This is a genomic window from Stenotrophomonas sp. FW305-3-2-15-E-LB1, from assembly GCF_058787375.1.
This window is the reverse complement of sequence record NZ_JBYSZR010000009.1, coordinates 35725-60887: the sequence shown is the minus strand read 5'-3', so window position 1 is coordinate 60887 and position 25163 is coordinate 35725. Positions and strand designations below refer to the sequence as shown.

Annotated in this window: 23 protein-coding genes; 10 read left to right on the top strand and 13 right to left on the bottom strand. The window is 66.7% G+C overall.

What is annotated here, in order from left to right:
• Positions 1–84: 84 nt before the first annotated feature.
• Complete coding sequence (gene mqo, locus AC3WL7_RS08910) at positions 85–1773, bottom strand: malate dehydrogenase (quinone) (protein WP_079221030.1); 1689 nt, start codon at positions 1771–1773, stop codon at positions 85–87.
• A gap of 216 nt (positions 1774–1989) precedes the next feature.
• On the opposite strand from mqo, the gene AC3WL7_RS08905 reads away from it, so the two are divergent.
• The 4 genes from AC3WL7_RS08905 (at position 1990) to AC3WL7_RS08890 (ending at position 4731) form a co-directional block, all read left to right on the top strand.
• A complete protein-coding gene (locus AC3WL7_RS08905) occupies positions 1990–3108 on the top strand; it encodes a PAAR domain-containing protein (protein ID WP_492750025.1) in 1119 nt (372 codons plus the stop codon).
• 32 nt (positions 3109–3140) lie between these two features.
• Entirely contained in the window at positions 3141–3596 is a 456-nt protein-coding gene (locus tag AC3WL7_RS08900) for a hypothetical protein (protein ID WP_492750024.1), read from the top strand.
• Between the two features lie 261 nt (positions 3597–3857).
• Entirely contained in the window at positions 3858–4223 is a 366-nt protein-coding gene (locus tag AC3WL7_RS08895; RefSeq protein WP_312736057.1) for a hypothetical protein, read from the top strand.
• 28 nt (positions 4224–4251) lie between these two features.
• Positions 4252–4731 carry a hypothetical protein gene (locus AC3WL7_RS08890; RefSeq protein ID WP_492750023.1) on the top strand — a complete coding sequence of 160 codons (480 nt, stop codon included), beginning with the start codon at positions 4252–4254 and terminating at the stop codon, positions 4729–4731.
• Positions 4732–4779: 48 nt separating this feature from the next.
• Here AC3WL7_RS08890 and AC3WL7_RS08885 read toward each other — a convergent pair whose 3' ends face one another.
• From AC3WL7_RS08885 to AC3WL7_RS08870, 4 genes are all read right to left on the bottom strand, one after another.
• Entirely contained in the window at positions 4780–5274 is a 495-nt protein-coding gene (locus AC3WL7_RS08885) for a hypothetical protein (protein WP_492750022.1), read from the bottom strand.
• A 61-nt stretch (positions 5275–5335) separates the two neighbouring features.
• A complete protein-coding gene (locus AC3WL7_RS08880; RefSeq protein WP_492750021.1) occupies positions 5336–5782 on the bottom strand; it encodes a GNAT family N-acetyltransferase in 447 nt (148 codons plus the stop codon).
• 43 nt (positions 5783–5825) lie between these two features.
• Positions 5826–6410 carry a hypothetical protein gene (locus AC3WL7_RS08875; protein WP_492750020.1) on the bottom strand — a complete coding sequence of 195 codons (585 nt, stop codon included), beginning with the start codon at positions 6408–6410 and terminating at the stop codon, positions 5826–5828.
• Between the two features lie 123 nt (positions 6411–6533).
• Positions 6534–7439, bottom strand: coding sequence for a LysR family transcriptional regulator ArgP (locus AC3WL7_RS08870; RefSeq protein WP_492750019.1), 906 nt, complete (start codon positions 7437–7439; stop codon positions 6534–6536).
• A gap of 137 nt (positions 7440–7576) precedes the next feature.
• Here AC3WL7_RS08870 and AC3WL7_RS08865 point away from each other — a divergent pair, with 137 nt between their 5' ends.
• From AC3WL7_RS08865 to AC3WL7_RS08855, 3 genes are all read left to right on the top strand, one after another.
• A complete protein-coding gene (locus AC3WL7_RS08865) occupies positions 7577–8212 on the top strand; it encodes a LysE/ArgO family amino acid transporter (protein ID WP_079221037.1) in 636 nt (211 codons plus the stop codon).
• 183 nt (positions 8213–8395) lie between these two features.
• On the top strand, positions 8396–10384 hold the full coding sequence (locus tag AC3WL7_RS08860) for an alpha/beta hydrolase family protein (protein ID WP_492750018.1): 1989 nt from the start codon (positions 8396–8398) through the stop codon (positions 10382–10384).
• Between the two features lie 70 nt (positions 10385–10454).
• Positions 10455–12443, top strand: coding sequence for an alpha/beta hydrolase family protein (locus AC3WL7_RS08855; RefSeq protein WP_492750017.1), 1989 nt, complete (start codon positions 10455–10457; stop codon positions 12441–12443).
• A 20-nt stretch (positions 12444–12463) separates the two neighbouring features.
• Here the strand turns inward: AC3WL7_RS08855 and AC3WL7_RS08850 are convergent, their stop codons facing one another.
• The 3 genes from AC3WL7_RS08850 to AC3WL7_RS08840 all read right to left on the bottom strand — a co-directional run bounded on the left by AC3WL7_RS08850 (position 12464) and on the right by AC3WL7_RS08840 (position 16111).
• Positions 12464–14218 (bottom strand): peptide MFS transporter, encoded by a 1755-nt coding sequence (locus AC3WL7_RS08850; protein WP_492750016.1) that lies wholly within the window; start codon positions 14216–14218, stop codon positions 12464–12466.
• A gap of 128 nt (positions 14219–14346) precedes the next feature.
• On the bottom strand, positions 14347–15495 hold the full coding sequence (locus tag AC3WL7_RS08845) for an acetyltransferase domain-containing protein (RefSeq protein WP_492750015.1): 1149 nt from the start codon (positions 15493–15495) through the stop codon (positions 14347–14349).
• 91 nt (positions 15496–15586) lie between these two features.
• The gene (locus AC3WL7_RS08840; protein WP_492750014.1) at positions 15587–16111 is read right to left on the bottom strand and encodes a hypothetical protein; all 525 of its coding nucleotides are present in this window, start codon (positions 16109–16111) and stop codon (positions 15587–15589) included.
• Between the two features lie 295 nt (positions 16112–16406).
• Here AC3WL7_RS08840 and AC3WL7_RS08835 point away from each other — a divergent pair, with 295 nt between their 5' ends.
• From AC3WL7_RS08835 to AC3WL7_RS08825, 3 genes are all read left to right on the top strand, one after another.
• Complete coding sequence (locus AC3WL7_RS08835) at positions 16407–18371, top strand: OPT family oligopeptide transporter (protein ID WP_492750013.1); 1965 nt, start codon at positions 16407–16409, stop codon at positions 18369–18371.
• 202 nt (positions 18372–18573) lie between these two features.
• On the top strand, positions 18574–20652 hold the full coding sequence (locus AC3WL7_RS08830) for an alpha/beta hydrolase family protein (RefSeq protein ID WP_108760162.1): 2079 nt from the start codon (positions 18574–18576) through the stop codon (positions 20650–20652).
• A gap of 131 nt (positions 20653–20783) precedes the next feature.
• The gene (locus tag AC3WL7_RS08825) at positions 20784–22013 is read left to right on the top strand and encodes a DUF819 family protein (protein WP_492750012.1); all 1230 of its coding nucleotides are present in this window, start codon (positions 20784–20786) and stop codon (positions 22011–22013) included.
• Between the two features lie 87 nt (positions 22014–22100).
• Here the strand turns inward: AC3WL7_RS08825 and AC3WL7_RS08820 are convergent, their stop codons facing one another.
• Genes AC3WL7_RS08820 through AC3WL7_RS08800 form a run of 5 tightly spaced genes read right to left on the bottom strand, consistent with a single transcriptional unit; the run spans position 22101 to position 25132 of the window.
• A complete protein-coding gene (locus tag AC3WL7_RS08820) occupies positions 22101–22580 on the bottom strand; it encodes a hypothetical protein (RefSeq protein ID WP_492750011.1) in 480 nt (159 codons plus the stop codon).
• Positions 22581–22627: 47 nt separating this feature from the next.
• Positions 22628–22888 (bottom strand): cell division topological specificity factor MinE, encoded by a 261-nt coding sequence (gene minE, locus AC3WL7_RS08815; RefSeq protein WP_079221044.1) that lies wholly within the window; start codon positions 22886–22888, stop codon positions 22628–22630.
• A 2-nt stretch (positions 22889–22890) separates the two neighbouring features.
• Positions 22891–23700: a septum site-determining protein MinD gene (minD, locus tag AC3WL7_RS08810; protein ID WP_079221045.1), complete on the bottom strand. Its 810-nt coding sequence runs from the start codon at positions 23698–23700 to the stop codon at positions 22891–22893.
• Between the two features lie 35 nt (positions 23701–23735).
• Positions 23736–24527 (bottom strand): septum site-determining protein MinC, encoded by a 792-nt coding sequence (gene minC, locus AC3WL7_RS08805; protein ID WP_492750010.1) that lies wholly within the window; start codon positions 24525–24527, stop codon positions 23736–23738.
• 8 nt (positions 24528–24535) lie between these two features.
• On the bottom strand, positions 24536–25132 hold the full coding sequence (locus tag AC3WL7_RS08800; RefSeq protein WP_079221046.1) for a GNAT family N-acetyltransferase: 597 nt from the start codon (positions 25130–25132) through the stop codon (positions 24536–24538).
• Positions 25133–25163 lie beyond the last annotated feature (31 nt).

The following is a 25163-nucleotide window of genomic DNA, read 5'->3' as shown; positions in this document are numbered from 1 at the left end:
CCAGGAGGGGGCAGCGCCCTGGGCCCGCAAACGCGAACGGCCACCCGAAGGTGGCCGTCCGTGTCCTGCGTTGAACGTGCGGGCTTACAGCGCCTGCAGTTCCTCGTTGGCGTTGCGCTTTTCCGGCGCGGCCGGGGCAGTGGCCGGGGCCAGCGCCGGCGTCGCGGCGTTCTCCAGCGGCACCTCCAGGTAGGGCAGGTGCAGGCTCTGGCTGGTCAGCGTGCGGATCTCGTTGGTCAGCGCTGCGCTGTCGTTGAGCTTGCGGCCGTACGACGGCACGATCTCGCGCAGGCGGGTCTCCCAGCCGGCCTTCATCTGCTCCGGGAAGGCCTTGGCCATCAGGTCCAGCATGATCGGCGGCGAGGTCGAGGCACCCGGGGAAGCACCCAGCAGGGCGGCCAGGGTGTGGTCCTTGTCGGTCACGATCTCGGTGCCGAACTGCAGCACCGGGCCCTTCAGCGGGTCGCGCTTGATGATCTGCACGCGCTGGCCGGCGGTCACCAGCTTCCAGTCAGTGGGCTTGGCGTTGGGGAAGTACTTCACCAGTTCGGCCTGGCGGTCGGCATCGTCCAGGCGTGCCTGGCCCATCAGGTACTGCACCAGGTCCAGGTTGTCCTTGCCCACCGACAGCATCGGGCCGACGTTGTTGTGGTTGACCGACGAATACAGGTCCCACCACGAGCCGTGCTTGAGGAACTTGGTGCTGTACAGGGCGAACGGCCCGAACAGGATCACCGGCTTGCCGTCCAGCTTGCGCGCATCCAGGTGCGGCACCGACATCGGCGGCGAGCCGGTTTCGGCCATGCCGTAGGCCTTCACGTGGTGGCGCGAGGTCACGTCCGCGCCCTGGAACGCCAGGAACTGGCCGCCCACCGGGAAGCCGGCGTAATCCTTCGATTCGGGAATGCCGGACATCTGCAGCAGCTTCAGCGCGGCGCCACCGGCACCGATGAACACGAAGCGCGCATGGGTGGTGGTCTCGGTGCCGGCCTTGAGGTCCTTCACCGTCACGTTCCAGCTCTTGTCGGCGTTCTGCCGCAGCGCGCGCACTTCATGGTTGAGGTGCAGGCCGAAGTTCGGGCTGCGCTGCAGGCCAGCGGTCAGCTGGCGGGTGATCACGCCGAAGTTGACGTCGGTACCCAGCGGCATCCAGGTCGCAGCGACCTTCTGCTTCGGGTCGCGGCCTTCCATCAGCAGCGGTGCCCACTGCTTGATCTGTGCCGGATCCTCCGAGTACTGCATGCCGTAGAACAGCGGGTTCTTCACCAGCGCCTGCTGGCGCTTGTGCAGGTAGGCGATGTTGTCATCGCCCCAGACGAAGCTCATGTGCGGGGTCGGGTTGATGAAGTCGCTGGGCTGGCTCAGCCGGCCTTCCTTCACCTGGTGCGACCAGAACTGGCGCGAGACCTCGAACGATTCGGCGATGCCGACCGCGCGCTTGGTCTCGATGCTGCCGTCGGGCAGTTCCGGGGTGTAGTTCAGTTCGGCGAATGCCGAGTGGCCGGTGCCGGCGTTGTTCCAGCCGTCCGAGCTTTCGCCGGCGACCGTGTCCAGCCGCTCGTAGACCTGGATGTTCCAGTCCGGCTGCAGTTCCTGCAGGTAGGTGGCCAGGGTGACGCTCATGATGCCGGCGCCGACCAGGACGACGTCGACCGGCTTGTCGTTGCTGGCGGCGGGCACCGAGCGCTGGGTCAGCGGCCAGTACAGGAACAGCGCGGCGGCCAGCAACAGCAGCACGAGCAGGGCGATAAGAGCCTTGCCAAATTTCTTCATGGGAATGACTTGGGCGTGGGGAAGGGGGCAGGATGCGCGCCGTGACGGCAAATGGCGTGAAGAAACAATGCCTTGCAGCAACCTGCCGGGATTTTAGCCCTTTCTGGCCTTGTTTTGGTGCGATGCAGCATCCCGTTCATCGGGCCACCGCTTTACACTAAGCGGCTGATACCCCGCAACGACCGGCCACGGAGGGGCCGCGCACCGATGTCACGGATGCTGATCGTAGTTGGCGACGCCCTGCAGACGGGCGGCTCGGTCCTTTCAGGGTCGCCCCATACCGATATCGAAGGCCGCGCGGTTGCCCGCGTCGGGGACCGGGTGATCTGTGCCCGCCACGGGCCGGGTTCCATTGTCAGTGGCGATGCGAGCATGGTGATCGACGGCCAGCCGGTGGCGCGCGATGGTGACAAGGCCAGTTGTGGCTGCGCCCTGGTGGCGGGCCAGCAGCAGCGTGCGCATGTCGTTGCCGGCGGTGGTGGTGGTGGTGGTGGTGGCAGCAGCAGTGCGGGTGGAAAGTCGATGACCGCTCTTGGTGCAGTTGCTTCGGTCGCAAAGGTGTTAATGAAGAAGCCGGAGCTGAGGACGCCGGGTTTTGCGCCGCCAGGCACCGAGGCACCGCAGTGCTGGGTGCGTGATCATTCTTTCCACGTATCGCGTGACCCAGACGGTCGCTACTTCGAGAGTTACACGCCGGAGGGAGATCGCTACGAGTACGATCTTCCCGTCAACTACCATCTGGAAGTTCCGTTGCTTGCTGGCGGCGACATCGTGGTGAAGTTGAAGGTCCGTCTCGTTGCGCAGGACCGCATCAGCGCTGCCGAGATCGCGGCGACGAAGCGTCGGATGGCTGAAGGGCTTGAGCAGTTCTGGAATGGGCAATTCCAGTTCCAGATCCTGGATGCACCCTGCGGTTCGCGAAACTTTCCAGTCCGATTCGTTGCTGAGTTCGTCGCCACTGGTGAGGATGTCATCATGGAGCTTCATCGGCATACCACACGAGCGGAGGTATTCGCCGGACGCATCATGATTGGCCTGAATTCAAGCGTCTGGACTCACGCGCACGAATTCGCGCATTGCCTCGGCCTTCCCGATGAATACGTTGACGAAGGCGTGGGAAGTGGGACTATCAAGTACTTTCGGGCAGATGGCATCATCGACAGCGAGGTGGTCACAACCCAGGCAAGCCGAAGTGAGGGGGATCCAGAGGCGACTATCATGTTTGCTCTCGACAGTGCGCTGATCAAGCCCCGTTACGCTTGGGGAGTCGCGCGTGAAGTTCGGGAGTTGCTCAGCGGAGCGCTCGGGAGAGAGATCGTATGCATCGTTTCATAGTTGTCGTTGCCCTCATCCTGGCCCTGTCGCCCATGACCGTCCATTCCTTGGAAGTACCGAGCATGATCCAGCTATCCGCCCACTGCCCTGGTGCAGAACCCTGCCGCTTCAACGGGGAGCGTCTTGAAATCGAGTTGGTTGTGCATAACTCGGGCGACGAACCGATCCAGTTCCCTGTCGACTACTACCTCAATCGGGGGCCGGTGGTGAAGCTTGTCGACAATCACTCGGGGAAGGAAAGATCGCTGAGCCGAGGGCCTTCGAATCTGGCGCTAATGGAGAAGATGCAACAGCTTCAGCCGGGTCAGTCGGTGCGGATTCCGTGCGAGATTTTCGCGGCGGACATCGAGCGGTTCGCATTGCGGCCGATAGACTTGAACGCAGTGCTCAGTGTTACCCCCACGCCCGCGCTTCCCGTATCCCAACTGCAGATGCACAGCATCCAGCTGCGGATTGTGGATGGACGGCCGGGATTCGTCAGTCCGTGAAGCGTGATAGAAAGTGCGGGCATATCCGTATCGGGGATTGACTACCCTGAGCGCATGCGAACTGGACCTTGGTCGACAAGAGCACTAAAGGCGATGTCTTCACCCCGGCGAGGCGGCGCTCGTCGCGGTTCGGCCCTTCTCTTTCTGGCTTCGCTCATGGCAGTTTCGTGCTGTGCAACTGCCGGTGGGGCACCTGAGGATATCGTCTTCAATGCCCGCTGCATCGACAACCCTACCTGCCGTTTCACTGGAGAGGAGATCGTGGTCGAACTCGAACTGCGCAATGATGGAGGGGAGAGCGTGCAGCTGCCCATCCGATACCTGCATCGCATGGGGCCCCGCGTCCAGGTGATGGACAACCACTCCGGCAAATCGACCTGGCTGCGCACGCCCCATCCGGATCGATCTCTGGTCAACGAACTGGAAGCGCTCGCGCCGGGTCAGTTCATCCGGATGACCCGATCCGTCATGCCGGAGCTGCTGCAGTCGTTCGCTCTTCACCCGATCGATGTAAGCGTCGAGTTCTCCCTCAACCTGGTGCCGCAGAAGCCGCGCGAAGAAATGGAACTGGTGAAGAGCCGGGTCCGTATCGCGCAGCAGCCGGAGTATCGCCAGTCCGGCAAGTGAACGTCCGGGAGATCACATGCCCCGTCTCATGATCGCCCTCGCCCTCGCCGCGCCTCTCGCCGTATCCGGCCAGGAAACGTTCCACGGACTCGAACTTCGCGCGCGCTGCATCGACAATGCCCCCTGCCACTTCCTCGGTGAGGACATCCGCGTGGAACTGGAACTGCGCAATGCCGGCAGCGAGGACGTGCAGGTGCCGGCCGGGTTCTACCGTCGTCGCGGGCCCAGCGTGAAGCTGGTGGACCGCCACTCGGGCAAGGAAACGTCGCTGGCCATCAATCCGCCCGACGCGCGCCTGCTCAAGTCACCGCAAACGCTGCGGCCGGGGCAGTCCTTCCGGTTCCCCTGGCGCATCCTGCCAACGGAAATCAGCCATTTCGCCCTGCGCCCGATCGACGTGTCGGCGGTGTTCAGCGTCAACCTGACGCCGGGTGTACGAGGTGGGCAGGCTCGCATCGTCAGCAGCGAGCTGCGCATCACCGACCCGGCTGGCAGCGCGTCGCGCTGAGCCGGACTGCTTACCCGGCAGCGCGCGCCGGTTGGGGCCGCGCGGACATCATTCCGCCGGTTCAGCGTCGACCACTTTCAACTGCGCCTGGACCCGTTGCGCATCGGCGCCGTGTGCGCCGGGCGTCAGGTTGACCGAGAACTGCAGCGTCACGTCCATCGGGCGCAGGGCAAACCGTGTCAGCTCCTGCGGCTTGATCGGGAAGCCGATGCGCAGGGACTGGCCCGCACGCAGCTCCTGCATCTGGTCCCGCAACGCAGCGGCGGCCATGCCGCTGTGCAGGGATGCCAACTTCCCGGAAGCATTGTCTTTCACCTTGACCGAGGGGCCGCGGCTGCGAATGTATTCCAAGGGCAGCGTCACGGACTCGCTGCCTGCATTGCGCAGTTCCAGTTCCACATTGAGCGTGTCGCCACGGAAACGGCACCGCGCGTCGTCGACGCAGCGCGCATGAAGTTCGATCCCGGAAAGGGCTTCTTTGCTGTAAGCAGGCGGCGTAGTGGCAGCAATGATGGCGATCAGCGAGATCACGCGGCGGTCCATTTTGTCTCCTTGGCGATCTTGAGGCCTAGCAGCCCCAGCGATAGCGTCAGCTGGCCAGGCATCAGCCCAGTGCAAGAATCTCGTCACCGGCCTCGTCCACCTCGCCGGTGGGTCGCCAGCCCAGGTAGCGATAGAAACCGTGCGAGCGGGACCGCGGATCAGCCGAGCAGGCGAGGAACAGGCGCGAATGCCCGGCCGCATGGGCAAGCTCGACCACCTCCTGCAACAGCCGCTTGCCGATGCCGCGGTTCTCGTAGTCCGGCAGCAGGGCCAGCACCAGCACTTCACCACTGTCGCGGTCGGCGAAGCCATAGCCGACCACGGTCCCGTCGTCTTCGGCGATGCGGCCGATGAAGTCACCCTCGGCGATGCCCACGGCCCAGCTGTCCACGGTGATGCCCAGTTCGGCCAGCTGCGCGGCGCTGAAGGCATTTTCGCGGGTGCGCCCGCGCAGGTCGATGCAGGCGGCCGCATCATCGGGTCGTGCAGGGCGGTAGTGGATCGGCATCCGTGCTCCTTCGGTGGCGCCGGGCGATGCAGGGCGCGGGTATTCAATCACTGCCAATGGTGAAGTATTCCGCGGCGAAATAGCCAATCTGGTAGGCCAGTGCCACCCCGGCCAGCACCACCTGTGCGCGCGCCGTGCGCAGGTTCCACCCCAGCACACAGACCACCAGCATCAGCGCCGTGTGCAACGGATAGGCCTCGCCCAGCAGCCGCCAGCGACTCTGCCCCTTGATCGCGGTATCCACCAGGTCCAGCAGGGTCAGCGTGGCGATCACGCTGAAGATCCAGCGCCGGCGGTGCATGAGGTACGTGCCGTAGCTGCCGTATTCGCGCAGGTCATCGGGAAACAGCAGGGCACACAGCAGGAACCAGGTGGCGCCGTAGCCGATCACGAACAGGTAGGTCTCGAACGTCCAGCGGTGCACCTCGATCAGGCGGAATTCCCACCACCAGAAGGTGACCAGCGAAACCAGCGCCCACGCGACCCAGCACAGGTGCAGGGCAGAGCAGCCACGCCGCTGCGGGTGCTCGATGATCTGCGCCAGGCCCTTCAGCAGCGTGGTGATCGACAGGCCCAGGATGATGCCCATCACCACGCGGATATGCAGGAATACCGGTTCGGTCTGCATCACCCAGCTCCCTCGTCGGTTGCGGTGATGCTGGCACAGAAATGGGTCTTGCGGGATCCGGCCCCGTGCCGACCAACGGTCGGCACCCACCAGCAGCAGTACACAGGGCGGCAGCCCCCCGCGTCACCGCTTGCGGCGGACCAGCGTGCTCGATGCCTCCAGCACCGACTGGGTCAGCAGGGCCATTGTCTGCACATCACCCTTCCAGTGCTGCCAGTACAGCGGCACGTCCTCCCACGCGCGCTGCCGCACATAGACCAGGCGCCCGGCATCCAGGTGGCGCTTGACCAGCGGCAGCGGGTTCATCGTCCAGCCCAGCCCGCCCAGGTTGGCCTGCACGAAGGCCCGGGTGGACGGAATCCACCACGTCGGCGCCGTGCTGGGCAGCTCATCGCCGGCCATCCGCCGGGCGAAGCGTGACTGCATGTCGTCCTTGCGGTTGAACACCAGCACCGGGGCCTGCGCCAGCGCCTGCGCGGTCACGCCCTTGGCGAAATGGCGCTCGCGGAACTCCGGCGTGCAGGTGGCCGCATAGCGGATGCTGCCCAGCGCATGGATCTGGCAGCCCTGCACCGGCTCGTCCAGCGTGGTCACTGCGCCCAGCACCGTGCCCTGGCGCAGCAGCTCCACCGTGTGGTCCTGGTCCTCCACGCGCAGGTCGAGGGTGGTGCCGGTACGCTGCGCGAACTGCTGCGCGGCCTGCGGGAACCAGGTTTCCAGGCTGTCGTGGTTCACCGCCACCGGGATGCTGGCCTGCGGCAGGTCCTCGTCGGCCAGGCCCATGCGGTGCAGGGCGTCGTGCTCCAGCAGCGCGGTCTGTTCAGCCAGCTGCACCAGCAGCTGGCCCTCGGCGGTGGCGGTGGCCGGCGTGCCACGCTTCACCAGCAGGCGGCCGATCCGGTCCTCCAGCGCTTTCACCCGCTGCGAGATGGCCGAGGGGGTGACATTGAGCGACTGCGCGGCGCGGTCGAAGCTGCCTTCGCGGACGACCGCGGCCAGGGCTCGCAGCTGGGCATGGTCGATGCGCATCGAATTAAGCTCCGCTAATGTTGGTTTAGTAAGTTTAGCTCGTCTTTTAAATGTTGCGGCGCGACAATGGCGCCCGTTCCGGTGCTGTCCGCCTCCGCGAGGCACCGTCCCCCCAGCAAGACAAGGCAGTGAATCCCATGTTCTCGGTCATCTCCGCCAGCACCGGCCTCGGTGCCTGGTTCTCTGGTGCAGCTACCGGCGTCGGCCTGTTCGCCGTAGTCGGTGCCCAGAGCGCCTTCATCCTGCGCCAGGGCATCCTGCGCAAGCACATCGTGCCGGTGGTCGCCACCTGTGCGGCCATCGATGCGATCTTCATCTTCGCCAGCGTGGCCGGCCTGCGCACGCTCACCTCGGCGCTGCCGTGGCTGACCAGTGCCGTGCTGTGGACCGGCGTGGCCTTCCTGGCCTGGTATGCGGTCAAGTCCGCGCGCCGTGCCTTCGCCGGTGGCGGTGGCATGGGCGAGGCTGACAGTGACGACGGCAGCCGCCGCGCGGTGCTGCTGGCCGCGGTCGGCTTCTCGCTCATCAACCCGCATTTCTGGCTGGACATGATGGTGATCGGCTCGATTGCCGAGAACTTCGGCAATGCGCGCATGGCGTTCGCCGCCGGTGTGGTCACCGCCAGCTGCCTGTGGCTGACCGCGCAGGGCCTGGGTGCCCGCCTGCTGGCACCGCTGTTCACCAAGCCCAGCACCTGGCGCGTGCTCGACGGCACCATCGCCGTCATCCTCAGCATCCTGGCCCTCACCCTGGCGGTGCGCGGGGTCCACTGACCCCGGCGCAGGCCATCCCGAACCCCACGTCCTTACTCTCTCTCCAAGGTAGTGGCAGCGACGGCACCGGCAACGGTGCCGTCGTTTTTTCTGCCGTTGCTGCACCGCCACTGGCGGCCGCGGCCGTCGCCTGCCTAGAATCGCGGAGGCTGGACAGGGTGTCCGGCAGCAACAGGGGGAAGGATGCGCAGGATGATGAGTGCCGCGCTGTTGTGCGCGGTGGCCGGTGGGGTATCGGCCGGTAGCGGCGGGGTGGACCTGGACCGGTACCTGAAGCAGGAATCGTTCACCGATGTAAAGCTGTCACCCGGGGGTGACTATCTGGCCGCGACGGTGCCGCTGGAAGATGCGACCGCGCTGGTGATCCTGCGTACGTCCGACCGCAAGCCGGCAGGCGTGTTCCGGCCCCAGGCGAAGAACCATGCCTACAGCTTCGACTGGGTGAGCAACGACCGCGTGCTGGTCGGCCTGGCCGAAAAATGGGGCGCGCTGGACCAGCCGAGGCCCACCGGCGAACTGTATGCAGTCAACGCCGATGGCAACCGCGGCGAGCTGCTGGTCGGCTACCGCGTGCAGGGCCGTGGCCTCGGTACGCGCATCCAGCCCAAGAAGGTCGAGGATGTCGCGGCCTTCCTCACCGACGATCTGCCCGGTGACGACCGCAACGTCCTCATCGCCGTGTGGCCGTTCTCCGATGAGCCCTATACCCGTGTCGAGCGGCTGGACGTACAGACCGGGCAGCGCGTGCGCGTCTCCGGCTCGCCCGTGAAGCGTGCCGACTTCAGCACCGATGCGCAGGGCAACGTACGCTTCGCCCACGGTGCCGCATCGGACAACATCAGCAAGCTCTATTACCGCACCAGCAATGGCGCGCAGTGGGAGCTGATCAACGATGAAGGCCTGACCCACCGGGTCGATACCCCGATCGGTTTTTCCGCCGATGGCACGCTGGCCTACCTGCAGGTGCAGCAGCCGCAGGGCCCCGATGCGATCGTCAGCTGGAACCCGCAGACCCGCGAGCGCGTGCAGGTGCTGCGCGACGAGCAGTTCGATCCTTCCCAGGTGATCTACCAGCCCGGCACCCGTGTCCCGGTCGGTGCCCTGATCCTGGGCGACACCCCGCGCACCCGTTTCTTTGACGAGCAGGGCCCGGACGCGCGGCAGTACCGCAGCCTGGAGGCCGCCTTCGGTGGTCCGGTGTTCATCACGTCCAGCACCCGCGATGGCAGCAAGGTGGTGGTCCAGACGTGGTCGGGCAGCATCCCGGGCGAGTTCTACCTGTACGACACCAAGGCAAAGAACGCCGAGTTCCTCATCAGCCGCAGTGAGTGGATCGACCCCAAGGCTGCCGCCAGCGTGCGTCCGTTCTCGCTGAAGTCGCGCGACGGGCTCACCCTGCATGGCTTCCTGACCCTGCCGCACGGCAGTGACGGCCGCAACCTGCCGATGGTGGTGGTGCCACACGGCGGGCCGATCAACGTCTTCGACGACGGCAGCTACGATCCGGAAACGCAGCTGCTGGCGGATGCCGGCTACGCCGTGCTGCAGGTCAACTTCCGCGGCTCGGGCAACCAGGGGCGCGCGTTCAAGCAATTGGCGGCCGAGCAGTGGGGCAGGACCATGCAGGACGATGTGACCGACGCGACCCGCTGGGCCATCGCCGAAGGCATCGCCAACAAGGACCGCATCTGCATCTACGGTGCCAGCTACGGTGGCTATGCGGCGCTGATGGGCACCATCCGCGAGCCGGGGCTGTACCAGTGTGCGGCGGGCTACGTCGGCATCTACGACCTGCCGTTGCGCTTCACCAAGGGCGCGGCGCAGTCGGCCGACTGGGGCATGACCTGGTTGCGCGACTGGATGGGTGATCCCAAGACACTTGGCGCCTATTCGCCAACGACGCTGGCCGCGCAGGTGAAGGTGCCGGTGTTCCTGGCCGCCGGCGGTGAAGACCAGAACGCCCCCATCGAGCACACCAAGCGCATGGAGGCGGCACTGAAGAAGGTCGGTTCGCCGGTCGAGGCGCTGTACTACAGCACCGAAGGGCATGGCTTCTACCGCCCCGAGCACCGCCGCGAGTACTACACCCGCCTGCTGGCATTCCTGTCCAACAGCCTGGGTGGGGCCACTGCCAGTGCGGCCACGCCGACGGGCAGCGGCAAGGCTCCGTAAGTCCAACCGCGCACGCCGCGCGTGCGCTTCAGCATGCCGGGCAGCCACGGCTGCCCGGCCAGGGGACACCATGAAATCTTCTTTCCTGCTGGCCGGGATGCTGGCGCTGTGTGGCGCCGGCCAGGCCCGTTCGGCCGAGCTCGCGCTGGACGACTACCTGCGCCGCGCCGAGTTCAATGACATCCAGCTCTCGCCCACCGGCGAGTACCTGGCGATGACCCTGCCGCTGGAAGATGCGACCGCCGTCGCCATCCTGCGCACCAGCACCATGGAACTGGTCGGCAACTTCCGGCCGCCGCGCAACAACCACGCCGACAGCGTCGACTGGGTCAGTGACAACCGCCTGCTGATCGGCCTGGCCGAGAAGTGGGGCGCGCTGGACGCGCCGCGGCCCACCGGCGAGCTGTATGCCATGGATGCCAACGGCAAGCGCGGTGACCTGCTGGTCGGCTATCGCGCACGCCCGGACGAGCCGGGCCTGGTCAGCGGCCGCAGGGTGGAGCCGGTGGCGGCCTTCCTCGCCGACCCGCTGCAGGGCGATGACCGCAACGTGCTGATCTCGCTGTGGCCGTTTGCCAATGACACCAGTGCACGGCTGGAACGGTTGGATGTGGTCACCGGCCGCCGCGTACTGGTCTCGCGCTCGCCGGTGCAGCGGGCCACGTTCACCACCGACAACGCGGGCGTGCTGCGCTTCGCCCGTGGCGCTGGCGAAGACAACGTCAACAAGCTGTATTACCGCCAGGATGACGGCCGCTGGACGCTGCTCAACGATGAAGACAGCAGCTACCGCATCGAACGTCCGATCGGTTTTTCCGCCGACAACCAGCTGGCCTACCTGGTGGTGCAGCAGGCCAGCGGGCCCGATGTGGTGGTCAGCTGGAACCCGCAGACCAACGAGCGCCGCACCCTGCTGCAGGATGCAGCGGTCGATCCGACCTACATCATCCACCAGCCGGGCACGCGGGTGCCGGTTGGTGTGCAGTTCGTGGGTGCGGCGCCGCGCAGCGCGTTCTTCGACGAGCAGTCGCCCACCGCGCGCATCCAGCGCATGCTGGAAAAAGCCTTCCTTGGCCACGTGGTCAGCCTGTTGTCGGCCACCCGTGACAATGCGCGCATCCTGGTCAAGGTCGACTCGGGACACAATCCCGGTGACTGGTTCCTGTTCAATACGGCCACCCGCGAAGCGGCGTTCCTGACCGCGCGCAACCGCTGGTTCGACCGCGACGGCGGTGCCAGCGTGCGTCCTGTCACCCTGGCCGCACGCGATGGCATGCCGTTGCACGGCTTCCTTACCGTTCCCCACGGCAGCGATGGCCGCGGGCTGCCGATGGTGGTGAAGCCGCATGGAGGCCCCATCGGCGAGTTCGACGACGGCAGCTTCGAGCGCGACAACCAGTTGCTGGCGGCGGCCGGCTATGCGGTGCTGCAGGTCAACTTCCGGGGTTCGGGCAATCATGGCCGCGCACACACCCAGGCCGCCGCGAAACAATGGGGCCGCGCCATGCAGGACGATGTCACCGATGCCACGCGCTGGGCCATCGCCGAAGGCATCGCCGATGCACGGCGCATCTGCATCTACGGCGCCAGCTACGGCGCGTACTCCGCGCTGATGGGTGTCGCCCGCGAGCCGGCGCTGTACCGCTGCGCGGCCGGCTATGTGGGCGTGTACGACCTGCCGCTGATGTTCAAGCGCGGCGATGTGCAGGACCGCACGTCGGGCGTGAACTACCTGCGCGACTGGCTGGGCGAGCCGGCAACGCTGGCGGAGGTTTCGCCGGTGAACCTGGCGGCCCGGATCAAGGTGCCGGTGCTGCTGGCGGCGGGGCGCGAAGACCAGCGTGCGCCGGTGCAGCACACCGAGCGCATGGAAGCGGCGTTGAAGCAGGCCGGGGTGCCGGTGGAAGCGGCCTACTACGCGCGCGAAGGGCATGGCCTGTACGGCGAGGCCAACCGGCGCGACTACTACACCCGGCTGCTGGCCTTCCTCGCACGCAGCCTGGGGGGCGCCACCGCCGCAACAGCACCTGCAGCGGCGGACAAGGCCAAGGCGCCCTGAGCGAGCGCCGGTGCACGGGGTTACTTCACCCCGTGCATCATCCGCTTCAGCAGTGGCGCGACGATGAAGGCCAGCACCGCACAGCCCAGGCCGATCCACATCAGCAGCCAGAACAGGTGCGCATAGGCGCCTGCAGCCGCCACCATGTCCAGTGATTCACCTTCGGGTACCTCGATCGCTGCCAGCTTGCCAAACAGTGCGGCCAGCGTTTCGGAGAACGCGGTCGCCAGGAACCAGGTGCCCATCATCAGGCTCATCACCCGCGGCACGGCCAGCTGGGTCACCGCCGACAGGCCGACCGGCGACAGGCACATTTCGCCACTGGCCAGCAGGAAGTAGGCCAGCACCAGCCACCACACACTGGCCATTTCACCGGTGGCGCCCACCTGCTGCGCGGCCAGCGCCAGCGGCACGAAGGACAGCGCACCGATCACCAGGCCCCAGGCCGACTTCACCGGCTTGCCCGGCTCCCAGCCGCGGCGGTCCATCCAGGTCCACAGCGCAGCGAAGGCCGGGGCCAGCAGCACCAGGAACAGCCCGCCCAGGTAGGTCAGCGAGCCAGCCGTCTGCGGAATCACCAGGCAGTCGCGTACCAGCAGCACCAGCATCAGCGCCACGATGGCGATGAAGAATGCACGCGGTGCATTCGAGCCCGGACGGCGCTCGGACAGGCGCGCGCTGACCACGAAGCCCAGCGGGGCCAGCAGCAGTGAAACGATCGACCACGGCAGCGGGGTGCCGCCGGTGATGACCAGGGCCGGCACGATGTCCTTGGTCAGCAGGCGATCGGTGAAGGTGACCCACGAGCCGTAGGACTGCTCGTACATCGTGAAGAACACCAGCGCCATGAAGATCAGCACCATCAGCGCGATCATCTGCTGGCGCTGCACCGGCGTGCACTTGCTGCCGGTGAACCACGCAAACCAGACCAGCACGCCGCCCAGCACCACCAGCATCAGCATCAGTGCCAGGCTGATTTCGCCGCCCAAGGCGAAGGCGCCATTGCCGGCCGCCCACATCAGCCACGCCACCGGCAGTACGCCGATCACGGCGCACAGGTAGATCAGCCATTCGCGCGGCAGGCCCAGCACCTTCTGCTTCAGTGCGGCCGGCTGCGGCGGTTCGGCGTGGCCCTGCAGGTACTTCTGGCCCCACAGGAACATGGCCAGGCCGGCCAGCATGCCGATGCCGGCCGCGCCGAAGCCGTATTTCCAGCCATAGGCCTCGCCGAGGAAACCGCAGACCAGCGAGGAGAACAGCGCGCCGAGGTTGATGCCGGCGTAGAACAGCGAGAAGCCCGAATCGCGGCGCGGGTCGTCCTGCGGGTAGAGCTTGCCGACGATGGTGGAGATGTTCGGCTTGAGGAAGCCGACGCCCATGATGATCAGCGCCAGCGACAGGTAGGTCACGGCCAGCGCCGAGGTATCGCGCACCACTTCACCGTTGACGCGGTACGCGGCATGGCCCTCGAAGGCCATGCCCAAGTGGCCCAGCACCAGCAGGATGCCGCCGAACAGCACCGCCCGGCGCATGCCCAGCCAGCGGTCGGCGAGCATGCCGCCGAACACGGGGATGCAGTAGACCAGGCCGCCATAGGCACCGAGCAGGTCCAGGCCGGCCTTGTCGCCGAACAGGTGGTACTTGGTGAGGTAGAGCAGCAGCAGCGCCTTCATCCCGTAGAAGGAGAAGCGCTCCCACATTTCGGTGAAGAAGCAGACGTAGACGCCTTTCGGGTGGCCGAGGAAGTCGTCGGAAGCGATAGCGGCAGAATTCATCGGCGGATTATAGGCGCGTGCCGGGTAGCGCCGGACCATGCCCGGCGGCTCTACGCAACGCCGGGCATGGCCCGGCAGCCCCAGTAGATCCACGCCATGCGTGGATGGGGCTCATCACGCGCGGTCGATTACAGGTAGCGCAGCCAGGCCAGGTCGCGGCGGCGCGCCTTGAACCGGCCGAACAGCAGCGTCGGCGGGTACATCGCCACCGCCAGCGCGCAGGCCACCAGCAGCAGGCCGGCCACCGAATCCAGCGCGTACAGGCTGCCGTGGGTGGGCCCCCAGATGGCCAGCGCGGCCACGTACAGCAGCTTCAGCACGTACAGGTGCAGCAGGTAGAAGAACATCGGCGCCGCACCGATGTCGGCCAGCGGGCGCAGGGCGCGGGCCACCGGCGGCCATTCGTACAGGCGCAGCAGCAACAGGCCCACGCCCAGGGTCAGCAGCAGGAACTGCAGCGACGGCGGGTATTTGGTCACGTTGAACACGCTCATCCAGGTGCGCAGGGCGCTGTCCTGGTGCTGCCATGGCGCCTCGCCGTAACCGTTGGCCAGGCGCAGCAGGGCGAAGGCCGCCAGTGCGCCCAGCCCGGACCACAGCAGCCAGCGCTGGCGCTGCATCGGGTCGCGGTCGCGTGCGAACCACGGACCCATCAGGTAGCCCAGCACGATCACGCCGATCCACGGCAGTACCGGGTAGGACGTGCGCAGGCGCAGCGCGCAGGTCTCGATCCAGTCGCGCTGGTGCAGCATTTTCCACAGCACGGCCAGCACGCCGTTGCCTTCCACGCGCACGCCATCGAAGAGGTTGTGGCCGGCCACCAGCAGCACGCCCAGCACCAGCAGCGCCGGGCGCGGCAGCCACAGCAGGCCGGCCAGCGCGATCATGCTCAGGCCGATGGCCCAGATCACCTGCAGGTACAGCGTGTCCGGCGGGAACTGGAAGGTCCAGGCGAAGTTGACCAGGGTCAGTTCCAGCACGACCAGGAACAGGCCGCGCTTGAGCAGGAAGGCGGCAATGGCGCGGCGCGGATCGGCCTGGCGCTGGCCGTACAGCCACGCCGACAGGCCGGTGAGCAGCACGAACACCGGGGCGCACAGATGCGCCAGCAGGCGGCAGGCAAACAGGGCAGGGGACACGCTGGCCGCATCCATCGGGTCGCCGACCTGGTGCTGCAGGAAGAAGGTCTCGCGCACGTGGTCGAGCAGCATCAGCAGCATCACGGTGCCGCGCAGCTGGTCGATGGAGGCCAGCCGTGGGGAGGGCGTTGGAGCCACGTGTGGTACTCGAGTGGCGTGACAGGATATAACATAACAAGGTCGTGTTTCCAGCACGCGCCGGGAGCTGTGGACGCCAGTACCTGCCCGCTCAGGGCAGGCAGACCGCGGGACTCCAGCCCAGCGCCTTGTCGTACTGGACCTGGATCGCTCGCTGGCTTCCGTCGGGGTTCACCTTCACGCAGAATCGGGCGCTGTAGAACTGGGTGGCACCGGGGCTGGTGGCCGACATCGAGACGTCGTACAGGCGTCCAGGCTGCAGTGGCATGGCCGTTTGCGTTGCAACAGCGTTGGCAGGCACTTCGCCGTAAAGCACGCAGGCTCCGGGTGGAAGCGGCAGTGACGCGGGATGCTTAAAGTAGAAAGACCATTGCCGCTGCAGTGGTGGCGTAATCGCGTCATGCACCTCCACACCGAACACCTGCGGCGTCTTGCCGATACGCTTGCGCTCCTTCTTAGGTAGCCCGAAACAGGGTGTGCCGGCATGGTCGGTGACCTCGACCGCGCCAACGCGACTCCAGGCAGAGGCGTGATCAGTCAGTGGCATCAGGCAGAACAGGGCCGCGATGGCCAGGGCTGGCGATTTGATCGGGCGGACCCGAAGTGCGTTGTTCATGGGGTGCCTCGGCGGCATGCGTTCAGATCGTGAACACGATGCATGGGGCGGTGATGCACTTCAAACGGTGTGGGCTGGAAAGCTGCAGTACCGACTGGCCCGGCCCGTGCAGGACAAGGCGTCAGCGGCGCGAGGCAGCCCACCGGGATGTGCCTGACCGGCTGGGTGTGTTGGCGGAGTTTGGCCAAATGCGACTATCCCACTGGTCACCTGCCCGCAACCCTCCCGAACCGCACTGGACTTGCCGCCCCCTGAACGCTAGCGTGCAAGGGATTTTTTGCCAGCAGGGGCTTCCATGAACCATGACGCTGCGCCCAAGCAGCTCACCTTCCGCGCAGTGGCCCTGGCCATCGTGCTGGCGGTGGTGCTGTCGGCGGCCAACGCCTATCTCGGTCTGTTCGCAGGCCTGACCATCGCCACCGCCATTCCCGCGGCGGTCATCTCCATGGGCGTGCTGCGCCTGCTGGGCGGTGGTTCCATCCTCGAAAACAACATCGTCCAGACCGGCGCTTCGGCCGGTTCGTCCATCGCCGCCGGTGTCATCTTCACCATCCCGGCGCTGGTCATCATGGGCTACTGGCCGGACTTCAAGTACTGGTGGGTGCTGGGCATCGCCGGCCTGGGCGGCCTGCTGGGCGTGCTGTTCTCGGTGCCGCTGCGCCGTTCGATGATCGTCGAAGACCCGCTGCCGTTCCCGGAAGGCAAGGCCGCGGCCGAAGTGCTCAAGGCCGGTGAGAACCCCGGCCCGGGCCTGAAGATCCTCGGCCTGTCGGCCGTCATCGGCGCCTTCGTCAAGCTGGCCGCCGAAAGCGGCCTGCGCCTGATCCCCGATGCCTGGTCGACCTCGGCCTACGTCGGCAGCTCCAAGATCACCGCCTTCATCGGCACCAACCTGTCGCCGGCCCTGCTGGGCGTGGGCTACATCGTTGGCCTGAACGTCGGCATCGTGGTCGTGTCCGGTTCGATCCTGACCTGGCACATCGCCATCCCGATCTACCAGGCCTTCTTCATGAACACCGATCCGGCCCTGGCCGCGTCGGTCGCCGCCGCCTCGTCCACCGAGGCCGCGTTCGCCATCTGGGGCGCGAAGATGCGTTACCTCGGCGTCGGCGCGATGCTGATCGGCGGCATCTGGACCCTGATCTCGCTGCGCAAGTCGCTGCTGAACGGCGTCAAGAGCGGCTTTGCCGCCGCGCGCAAGAGTGGCGGCCCGGTGCTGGCCCACACCGAACGCGACCTGCCGATGAAGTGGATGCTGGTGGCCCTGGTGGTCTTCGTGCTGCCGCTGCTGGCCCTGTACCAGGCCATCGTCGGCCAGTGGCACGTGTCGATCCCGATGACCATCATCATGATCGTCGCCGGCTTCCTGTTCGTGTCGGTCTCGGCTTACCTGGCCGGCCTGATCGGTTCGTCCAACAACCCGGTCTCGGGCATCACCATCTCCACCATCCTGTTTGCTTCGGCCGTGCTGGTGGTGCTGCTGGGCGCCGACGGCCTCAAGCCGGTCGGTGCCGGCGGTGCGCCGCTGGGTGCGGTGGCCGCCATCATGATCGGCGCGGTGGTCTGCTGCGCCGCCGCGGTGGGCGGTGACAACCTGCAGGACCTCAAGGCCGGCTACATCGTCGGTGCCACCCCGTGGAAGCAGCAGCTGATGCTGGGCATCGGCGCGTTCTCGTGCGCGCTGATCATGGCCCCGGTGCTGAACCTGCTGGCGACCGCCTACGGCATCGGCGTGAAGTCCGAGCTGCACCCGAACGCGCTGGCCGCCCCGCAGGCGAACCTGATGGCGTCGGTGGCCAAGGGCCTGTTCGGTGGCGAACTGCCGTGGACCTTCATCGGCATCGGTGCCGTGGTCGGTGCGATCATCATCGCCTTCGACAGCTGGCTGAAGTCGCGCAATTCGCGCTTCCGCGTGCCGGTGCTGGCCGCCGCCATCGGCATCTACCTGCCGCTGGAACTGATGGTGCCGATCTTCCTGGGTGGCCTGATCGCCTACCTGGTCGAGCGCTTCCACAAGGTGCGTGGCGATGACGAAGAAGGCCGCGACCGCGTGCACAAGCCGGGCGTGCTGTTCGCCGCCGGCCTGATCACCGGCGAGGCCCTGATGGGTATCGCCATCGCCGTGCCGATCGTGGTCAGCAGCCGCGCCGACGTGCTGGCCCTGCCGTTCCACCTGCCGGCCGCGCAGTGGTTCGGCCTGGCCGTGCTGTTCCTGGTGGGCCTGCTGATCTACCGCACCGGCAAGCGCGCCATGGCGTAAGAGAATGGGGTAGTGCCGGCCGCTGGCCGGCAACCCAGGCAGATTGCCGGCCAGCGGCCGGCACTACCGCAGACCGCGCTACGGCGCGGTTTGCTTTTTCTGGCGGCGCGGCAACCCCGGCCGGGCGGCCATGACCGATGGCCTTGGCAGCCCCGCCCGCACGGGCCTACCATCGGTTTTTTGCCGTCCTGCGGAGACCTCGATGAAACTGCGTCATGCCCTGCTGCCACTGAGCCTGCTGGCCGCCCTGCCCAGCGTCGCCGCTGCCCGTGGCCTGGAAGTCCGCGACATGGTGGCCATGGATCGCGTCTCCGCCCCGGTCCTGACCGCCGACGGCGGCACCGTGGTGTTTGCCAAGCGCAGCACCGATGCCAACCTCAAGTCCAGCACCGCGCTGTTCGCGCGCAACCTGCGCACCCGCGATGCGGCACCGCCGAAGCAGATCACCCCGGCCGGCTGGAACGTCAACTCGGCCTCGCTCTCGGCCGACGGCCAGACTGTGTACTTCCTCAGCGCCAAGAACGGCAGCCAGCAGCTGTACGCGCAGGCCATCAGCGGTGGCACCCCGCGCCAGCTGACCGATTTCGCGGTGGACGTGGACAGCTACCACGTCTCGCCGCAGGACGACCGCGTGCTGTTCAGCGCCGGCGTGTTCCAGGCCTGTGCCTCGGACCTGGCCTGCACCGAGAAGAAGCTCAAGGACGTGGCCGATGCCAAGGCCAGCGGCAAGGTCTTCGATTCGCTGTTCGTGCGCCATTGGGACACCTGGAACGATGGCCGCCGCAACACCCTGTTCGTGGCCCCGCTGCCGGCGGCCAAGGCCGGCCCGGTGAAGGGCGCCTCGGCGCTGAGCGCGACCATCGACGGCGACGCACCGTCCAAGCCGTTCGGCGGCAATGACGATTTCACCTGGTCGCCGGACGGCGCCAGCGTGGTCGCCAGCATCCGCGTGGCCGGCAAGCAGGAACCCTGGTCGACCAACTTCGACCTGTACCGCTTCGATGCCGCCGGCAAGCAGGCGCCGGTCAACCTGACCGCCGCCAACCCGGCCTGGGATGCCGGCCCGGTGTTCAGCGCCGATGGCAAGACCCTGTTCTACCGCGCCATGAAGCGCCCGGGCTTCGAGGCTGACCGCTTCGGCCTGATGGCGATGGACGTGGCCAGCGGCAAGACCCGCGAGATCGCCCCGCAGTGGGATCGTTCGGCCGGTGAGATCAACCTCTCCGCCGATGGCGCCAGCATCTACACCACCACCGACGACCTGGGCGAGCACCCGCTGTTCCAGATCGACGTGGCCAGCGGCAAGGCCACCAAGGTCATCGGCGATGGCACCGTGTCTGCGGTCAGTGTGGCCGGCAACAGCGTGGCCATCACCCGCAACAGCCTGAAGAGCAACGACCAGGTCCTGGTCGGCATGCTGCCGGCTGCCGGCCAGCCGATCGGCGAACTGCGCGCGCTGACCCCGGCCGCCGGCGACGTGCTGAAGGACGTCAACTTCGGCGACTTCGAACAGTTCGAGTTCAAGGGCTGGAACAACGACACCGTGCACGGCTACGTGGTCAAGCCGCACAACTACCAGGAAGGCAAGTCCTACCCGGTCGCGTTCCTCATCCACGGCGGCCCGCAGGGCAGCTTCGGCAACGGCTGGAGCTACCGCTGGAACCCGCAGACCTACACCGGCCAGGGCTACGCCGTGGTCATGATCGATTTCCACGGTTCCACCGGCTACGGCCAGGCCTTCACCGATGCGATCAGCCAGCACTGGGGCGACCGCCCGCTGGAAGACCTGCAGAAGGGCTGGAACGCCGCGCTGAAGCAGTATTCCTTCCTCAACGGTGACAAGGCCTGCGCACTGGGCGCCAGCTACGGCGGCTTCATGGTCAACTGGATCGCCGGCAACTGGAACAGCCCGTTCAAGTGCCTGGTCAACCACGACGGCGTGTTCGACCAGCGCATGATGGGCTATGCCACCGAAGAACTGTGGTTCACCGAGTGGGAGCAGGGTGGCACGCCGTACGAGAAGGCGGCCAACTTCGAGAAGTTCAACCCGGTCAACCACGTGGCCGACTGGAAGAAGCCGATCCTGGTCATCCACGGCCAGCAGGACTTCCGCATTCCGGTCGAGCAGGGCCTGGCCGCGTTCACCGCCGCCCAGCGCCAGGGCATCGAATCGAAGTTCCTGTACTTCCCGGACGAGAACCACTGGGTGCTGAAGCCGAACAACAGCATCCTGTGGCATGACACCGTCAACGCCTGGCTGAAGCAGCACATCGGCGAATAAGCGTTACCGGCGCCGCCCTTCGGGGCGGCGCTCTGCTTACGGGTAGTGCCGGCCGCTGGCCGGCAACCACATGCTGCTTTCCACCCATACCGGATTGCCGGCCAGCGGCCGGCACTACCAAGAGCGCCTGCATGATCCAGAACGACATCGTCGTCTTCGGCTTGATCGCCGCCACCCTCGGCGCCGTGTTCTGGACCGCCTCGCGCGAACAGGGTGCGTGGAAGCGCTTCTACACCTTCGTGCCAGCGCTGCTGCTGTGCTACCTCATTCCCGGCATCTACAACACCGTCGGCCTCATCGACGGGCAGAACACCAAGCTCTACAACCCGATCGCACGCGACATCCTGCTGCCGGCAGCGCTGATCCTGCTCACCCTGGCGGTGGACATCAAGGGCATCCTGCGGCTGGGCCCGAAGCTGGTGCTGATGTACCTGGGCGCCTCGGCCAGCATCATGCTCGGCGCGGTGGTGGCCTTCCTGGTGATGCGCGCGATCCATCCCGAAACCGTGGCCGGCGATACCTGGGCCGGCATGGCCGCACTGGCCGGCAGTTGGATCGGCGGTGGCGCCAACATGCTGGCCATGCGCGAAGTGTTCGACGTCAACGCGACCACCTTCGGCCAGTTCGCGGTGGTCGATGTCGGCGTGGGCTATGTGTGGATGGCCGCGCTGATCTTCCTGGCCGGGCGCGCGGCGAAGATCGATGCGCGCAGTGGCGCCGATACCTCGGCCATCGATGAACTGAAGGAACGCATCGCGCGCTTCCAGGCCGAGCACGAGCGCATTCCCAGCCTCACCGACCTGATGCTGATCGTCGCGGTGGCCTTCGGCGGCGTCGGTCTGTCACACGCCATCGGCGCGCCGCTGGCGGCGTGGTTCAAGGTGCATGTCAGCTGGGCATCGCAGTTCAGCCTGGATGCGCCGTTCGTCTGGGTGGTGGTGCTGTCCACCACGCTGGGCCTGAGCCTGAGCTTCACCCGTGCGCGCACCCTGGAAGGGGCCGGTGCCTCGCGCCTGGGCTCGCTGCTGCTGTACTTCCTGATTGCCTGCATCGGCATGCAGATGGACCTGCTGGCGCTGCTGGATCGCCCGTGGCTGTTCCTGCTGGGCATCCTCTGGATCGCCGTGCACATCGCCCTGCTGTGGTGCCTGGGCAAGGTGCTGAAGGTGCCGTTCTTCTATTTCGCCATCGGCTCGCAGTCGAACATCGGCGGCCCGGCCTCGGCGCCGGTGGTGGCCGCGGCGTTCCACCCGGCGCTGGCGCCGGTGGGCGTGCTGCTGGGCACGATGGGCTATGCCACGGGCACGTACCTGGCCTACATCGTCGGCATCACCCTGCGCGCGCTGGCCGGGCAGGGCTGATGGGGTAGTGCCGGCCGCTGGCCGGCAACCAGGTAATGCTTCACGGGTTCATGAGGTTGCCGGCCAGCGGCCGGCACTACCGATGCTTTACGCCACCGGCAAGCCGCGTTCGATCAACCACGCACGCGCGTCTTCGGCATCCTGCTCGAACCACGCCTTCGTCGATCCCAGCCGGTACGTGTATCCCCACGCATCCATGTCGACCATCAGCCGCTCGCTGCCCACGCCGGGCAGCTGGCCGGCCAGCACGATCTGCAGGTAGCAGGTGGCGTCTTCCTCCGGCACCGAATCGGTGGCGTCGGTATGCACCTGCGCGCGCCGCTCCGGGGGCAGCACGATCAGGTGGCAGGCCTCATGCAGCATCGAATGCACCGGCGTGTCGTCGCGCACGTAGACGTCGCTGGCGATGATGCCGGCTTCGGGTTCGCCCCAGTAGCTGCCGGGAATGGGCTCGCCGGCCGCGACGTGGTGCAGGCGCAGGTCATGCGCGGCCAGCAGGCGCTGCGCATCGGCGAAGGCGATATCGCCGACGCGGGTCACGTTCGGTTCGGGTGCGGTGTCGGTCATGCGGGGTCACGCGGCCCCGCCCATGCAGGCACGGGCGGGGCAGGGGGTCAGGGTTTTTCCGGGCCTTCAGGCAGCGCCACGGAGATGTCCAGCACGTCGTGCTGGCCATCCTTCACCAGGTCGACCTTCACCGCGTCGACGTCGATGTTGACGTACTTCTTGATCACTTCCAGCAGCTCGCGCTGCAGCAGCGGCAGGTAATCGGGGCCGCCGCGGTTGCTGCGTTCCTGCGCGATGATGATCTGCAGGCGGTTCTTCGCGGTTTCGGCGGTGGTCTTCTTCGCTTTGAGGAAATCGAACAGGCCCATGCTTACCCTCCGAACAGCTTGCTGAAGAAGCCCTTCTTCTCGACGTTGGTGAAGCGCATCGGGCGCTCTTCGCCGAGGATGCGTGCAACGGCATCGTCGTAGGCCTGGCCGGCCGCCGATTCACCGTCCAGGATGACCGGCTCGCCCTTGTTGGAGGCATTGAGCACGTCGCCCGATTCGGGGATCACGCCGATGGCCTTCAGGCCCAGCACTTCCTCGACGTCGGCGATGCTCAGCATCTCGCCGCTTTCCACGCGCACCGGGGTGTAGCGGGTCAGCAGCAGGAAGGCCGGCACGTTCTGGCCCGATTCGGCCTTGTGGGTCTTCGAATCCAGCAGGCCGATGATGCGGTCCGAGTCGCGCACCGAGGACACTTCCGGGTTCACCACCACCACGGCGCGGTCGGCGAAGTACATCGCCAGGAAGGCGCCCTTCTCGATGCCGGCCGGGGAGTCGCAGATGATGTACTCGAAGCCGTCGGCGGCAAGGTCCTTCAGGACCTTGCCCACGCCTTCCTGGGTCAGCGCATCCTTGTCGCGGGTCTGCGAGGCAGCCAGCACGTACAGGTTGTCGAAGCGCTTGTCCTTGATGAGGGCCTGCTTGAGGGTCGCTTCGCCGTGCACGACGTTGACGAAGTCGTACACCACGCGGCGCTCGCAACCCATGATCAGGTCGAGGTTGCGCAGGCCGACGTCGAAGTCGATCACGGCCACCTTCTTGCCGCGCCGTGCGAGGCCGCAGGCCAGGCTCGCGCTGGAAGTGGTCTTGCCGACGCCGCCCTTGCCGGAGGTGACTACGATGATTTCAGCCAAAGGACTTCTCCTGATGATTCTGTTTGGGGGCTGCGTCAGTCCAGCGCAGCGATCTTGATCTGGTCCTGTTCCAGCCACACCTGCACGGCCTTGCCGCGCAGGTTGTCCGGCACATCGTCCAGTACCTTGTAATGGCCTGCAATGGCGACCAGTTCCGCATGGAAATCGCGGCAGAAAATACGCGCCGCGGTGTTGCCCTGGGCCCCTGCCAGCGCGCGGCCGCGCAGGGTCCCGTAGATATGGATGCTGCCGTCGGCGATGACCTCGGCGCCTGCGCCGACGGTGGCCATCACGGTCAGGTCGCAGTTTTCCGCGTACAGCTGCTGGCCCGAGCGCACGTTGCCCAGCTGCATGCGGCCCGGCTGCGGTGCGGCCGCATCGGCGGCGTTGCCCACCGGGGCGACCGGAGCCGGTGCCGGTTCGGCCTTGGCGGCACGTCGCGGTTCGGCGGCGGGTGGCGCGGGCGGCGGCGGGGCCGGTTCGGCCTCGGCGCGCTCGTACTGGGCGCGGAACTTGGCCAGCAGGGGCAGGCCAAGCTGCTGCGAGAGCAGGTCGACCGCCGAGGTGCCATAGGCCAGTGCCACCGGCAGCACGCCGGCGCTGCGCAGCCCATCCACCAGCGCCTGCGCGGTGGCCGCGTCGGGCACCTGGCTCAGGCCGCCGAAATCGAGGATGACCGCCGCGCGGCCGAACAGCTTCGGCGCACGGTTCACGCGTTCCTGCATTTCCTGCACGAGGCGTTCGACATCAAGGGTACGGATGCGCAGGTTGGCAATGCCCACCTGGCCGATCTTCAGTTCACCGGCCTGTTCGTAATCGAAATTCACCGCCACGCTCAGGTCCCCGTCGGCCGCTGTGCCTGCACCGGCAGCTGCCGGTCACGCGCCCATGCCACATCCGGCAGCTTGCCGCCGTAGGTCTCCTGGACCCACGGGTAGCTGCACAGTTCCTTGGCCAGCATGCTGGCGCGCACGTCGACATGCGGCATGGTGTTCTGGCCCAGCTCGCGGAAGCCGAAGCTGCCGTGGAAGAGCAGGGCAGCATCGGCGCCGTGGTCCAGGAACACCTCGCAGGTCATCTGCGGGTAGCGCAGCTCGGCAAAGCTCTGCGCATCGGCATAGAACGCACGGCCGACGCCACCACCGCGACGGCGGCTGGCGACCACGATGCGGTCGATATAGAAGAAGGGGGTGGCCAGCTGCTGCTTGAACCAGGCGAAGTTGCTGCTGTCGTGCTGGCTGTCGCTGCCGAAGCCGATCAGGAAGCCGGCCAGGTTGCCGTCGCGCTCGGCGACGCGGAAATACTCAGCGGTATCGTAGAACAGGTGCAGGCGTGCGGCATCCAGCGGAAGGATGGCCAGGCCAGCATTGTTGTTCAAAGCCAGGACGGAATCGAGCTCGTGCTCGCGCACGTCGCGGATGACAATCGACATTGTGACTCCGTGGGGTAACGCGGTTGGTCCA

What these genes read in the sequence shown, in the direction of transcription:
- AC3WL7_RS08825 (WP_492750012.1), top strand. Translation starts at nt 20,784, where the DNA reads ATGATCCAGAACGACATCGTCGTCTTCGGCTTGATCGCCGCCACCCTC.
- AC3WL7_RS08865 (WP_079221037.1), top strand. Translation starts at nt 7,577, where the DNA reads ATGTTCTCGGTCATCTCCGCCAGCACCGGCCTCGGTGCCTGGTTCTCT.
- AC3WL7_RS08840 (WP_492750014.1), bottom strand. Translation starts at nt 16,111, where the DNA reads ATGAACAACGCACTTCGGGTCCGCCCGATCAAATCGCCAGCCCTGGCC.
- AC3WL7_RS08880 (WP_492750021.1), bottom strand. Translation starts at nt 5,782, where the DNA reads ATGCCGATCCACTACCGCCCTGCACGACCCGATGATGCGGCCGCCTGC.
- AC3WL7_RS08900 (WP_492750024.1), top strand. Translation starts at nt 3,141, where the DNA reads ATGACCGTCCATTCCTTGGAAGTACCGAGCATGATCCAGCTATCCGCC.
- AC3WL7_RS08855 (WP_492750017.1), top strand. Translation starts at nt 10,455, where the DNA reads ATGAAATCTTCTTTCCTGCTGGCCGGGATGCTGGCGCTGTGTGGCGCC.
- AC3WL7_RS08885 (WP_492750022.1), bottom strand. Translation starts at nt 5,274, where the DNA reads ATGGACCGCCGCGTGATCTCGCTGATCGCCATCATTGCTGCCACTACG.
- AC3WL7_RS08860 (WP_492750018.1), top strand. Translation starts at nt 8,396, where the DNA reads ATGCGCAGGATGATGAGTGCCGCGCTGTTGTGCGCGGTGGCCGGTGGG.
- AC3WL7_RS08875 (WP_492750020.1), bottom strand. Translation starts at nt 6,410, where the DNA reads ATGCAGACCGAACCGGTATTCCTGCATATCCGCGTGGTGATGGGCATC.
- AC3WL7_RS08800 (WP_079221046.1), bottom strand. Translation starts at nt 25,132, where the DNA reads ATGTCGATTGTCATCCGCGACGTGCGCGAGCACGAGCTCGATTCCGTC.
- AC3WL7_RS08820 (WP_492750011.1), bottom strand. Translation starts at nt 22,580, where the DNA reads ATGACCGACACCGCACCCGAACCGAACGTGACCCGCGTCGGCGATATC.
- AC3WL7_RS08850 (WP_492750016.1), bottom strand. Translation starts at nt 14,218, where the DNA reads ATGAATTCTGCCGCTATCGCTTCCGACGACTTCCTCGGCCACCCGAAA.
- mqo (WP_079221030.1), bottom strand. Translation starts at nt 1,773, where the DNA reads ATGAAGAAATTTGGCAAGGCTCTTATCGCCCTGCTCGTGCTGCTGTTG.
- AC3WL7_RS08905 (WP_492750025.1), top strand. Translation starts at nt 1,990, where the DNA reads ATGCTGATCGTAGTTGGCGACGCCCTGCAGACGGGCGGCTCGGTCCTT.
- AC3WL7_RS08890 (WP_492750023.1), top strand. Translation starts at nt 4,252, where the DNA reads ATGATCGCCCTCGCCCTCGCCGCGCCTCTCGCCGTATCCGGCCAGGAA.
- minE (WP_079221044.1), bottom strand. Translation starts at nt 22,888, where the DNA reads ATGGGCCTGTTCGATTTCCTCAAAGCGAAGAAGACCACCGCCGAAACC.
- AC3WL7_RS08870 (WP_492750019.1), bottom strand. Translation starts at nt 7,439, where the DNA reads ATGCGCATCGACCATGCCCAGCTGCGAGCCCTGGCCGCGGTCGTCCGC.
- AC3WL7_RS08830 (WP_108760162.1), top strand. Translation starts at nt 18,574, where the DNA reads ATGAAACTGCGTCATGCCCTGCTGCCACTGAGCCTGCTGGCCGCCCTG.
- AC3WL7_RS08835 (WP_492750013.1), top strand. Translation starts at nt 16,407, where the DNA reads ATGAACCATGACGCTGCGCCCAAGCAGCTCACCTTCCGCGCAGTGGCC.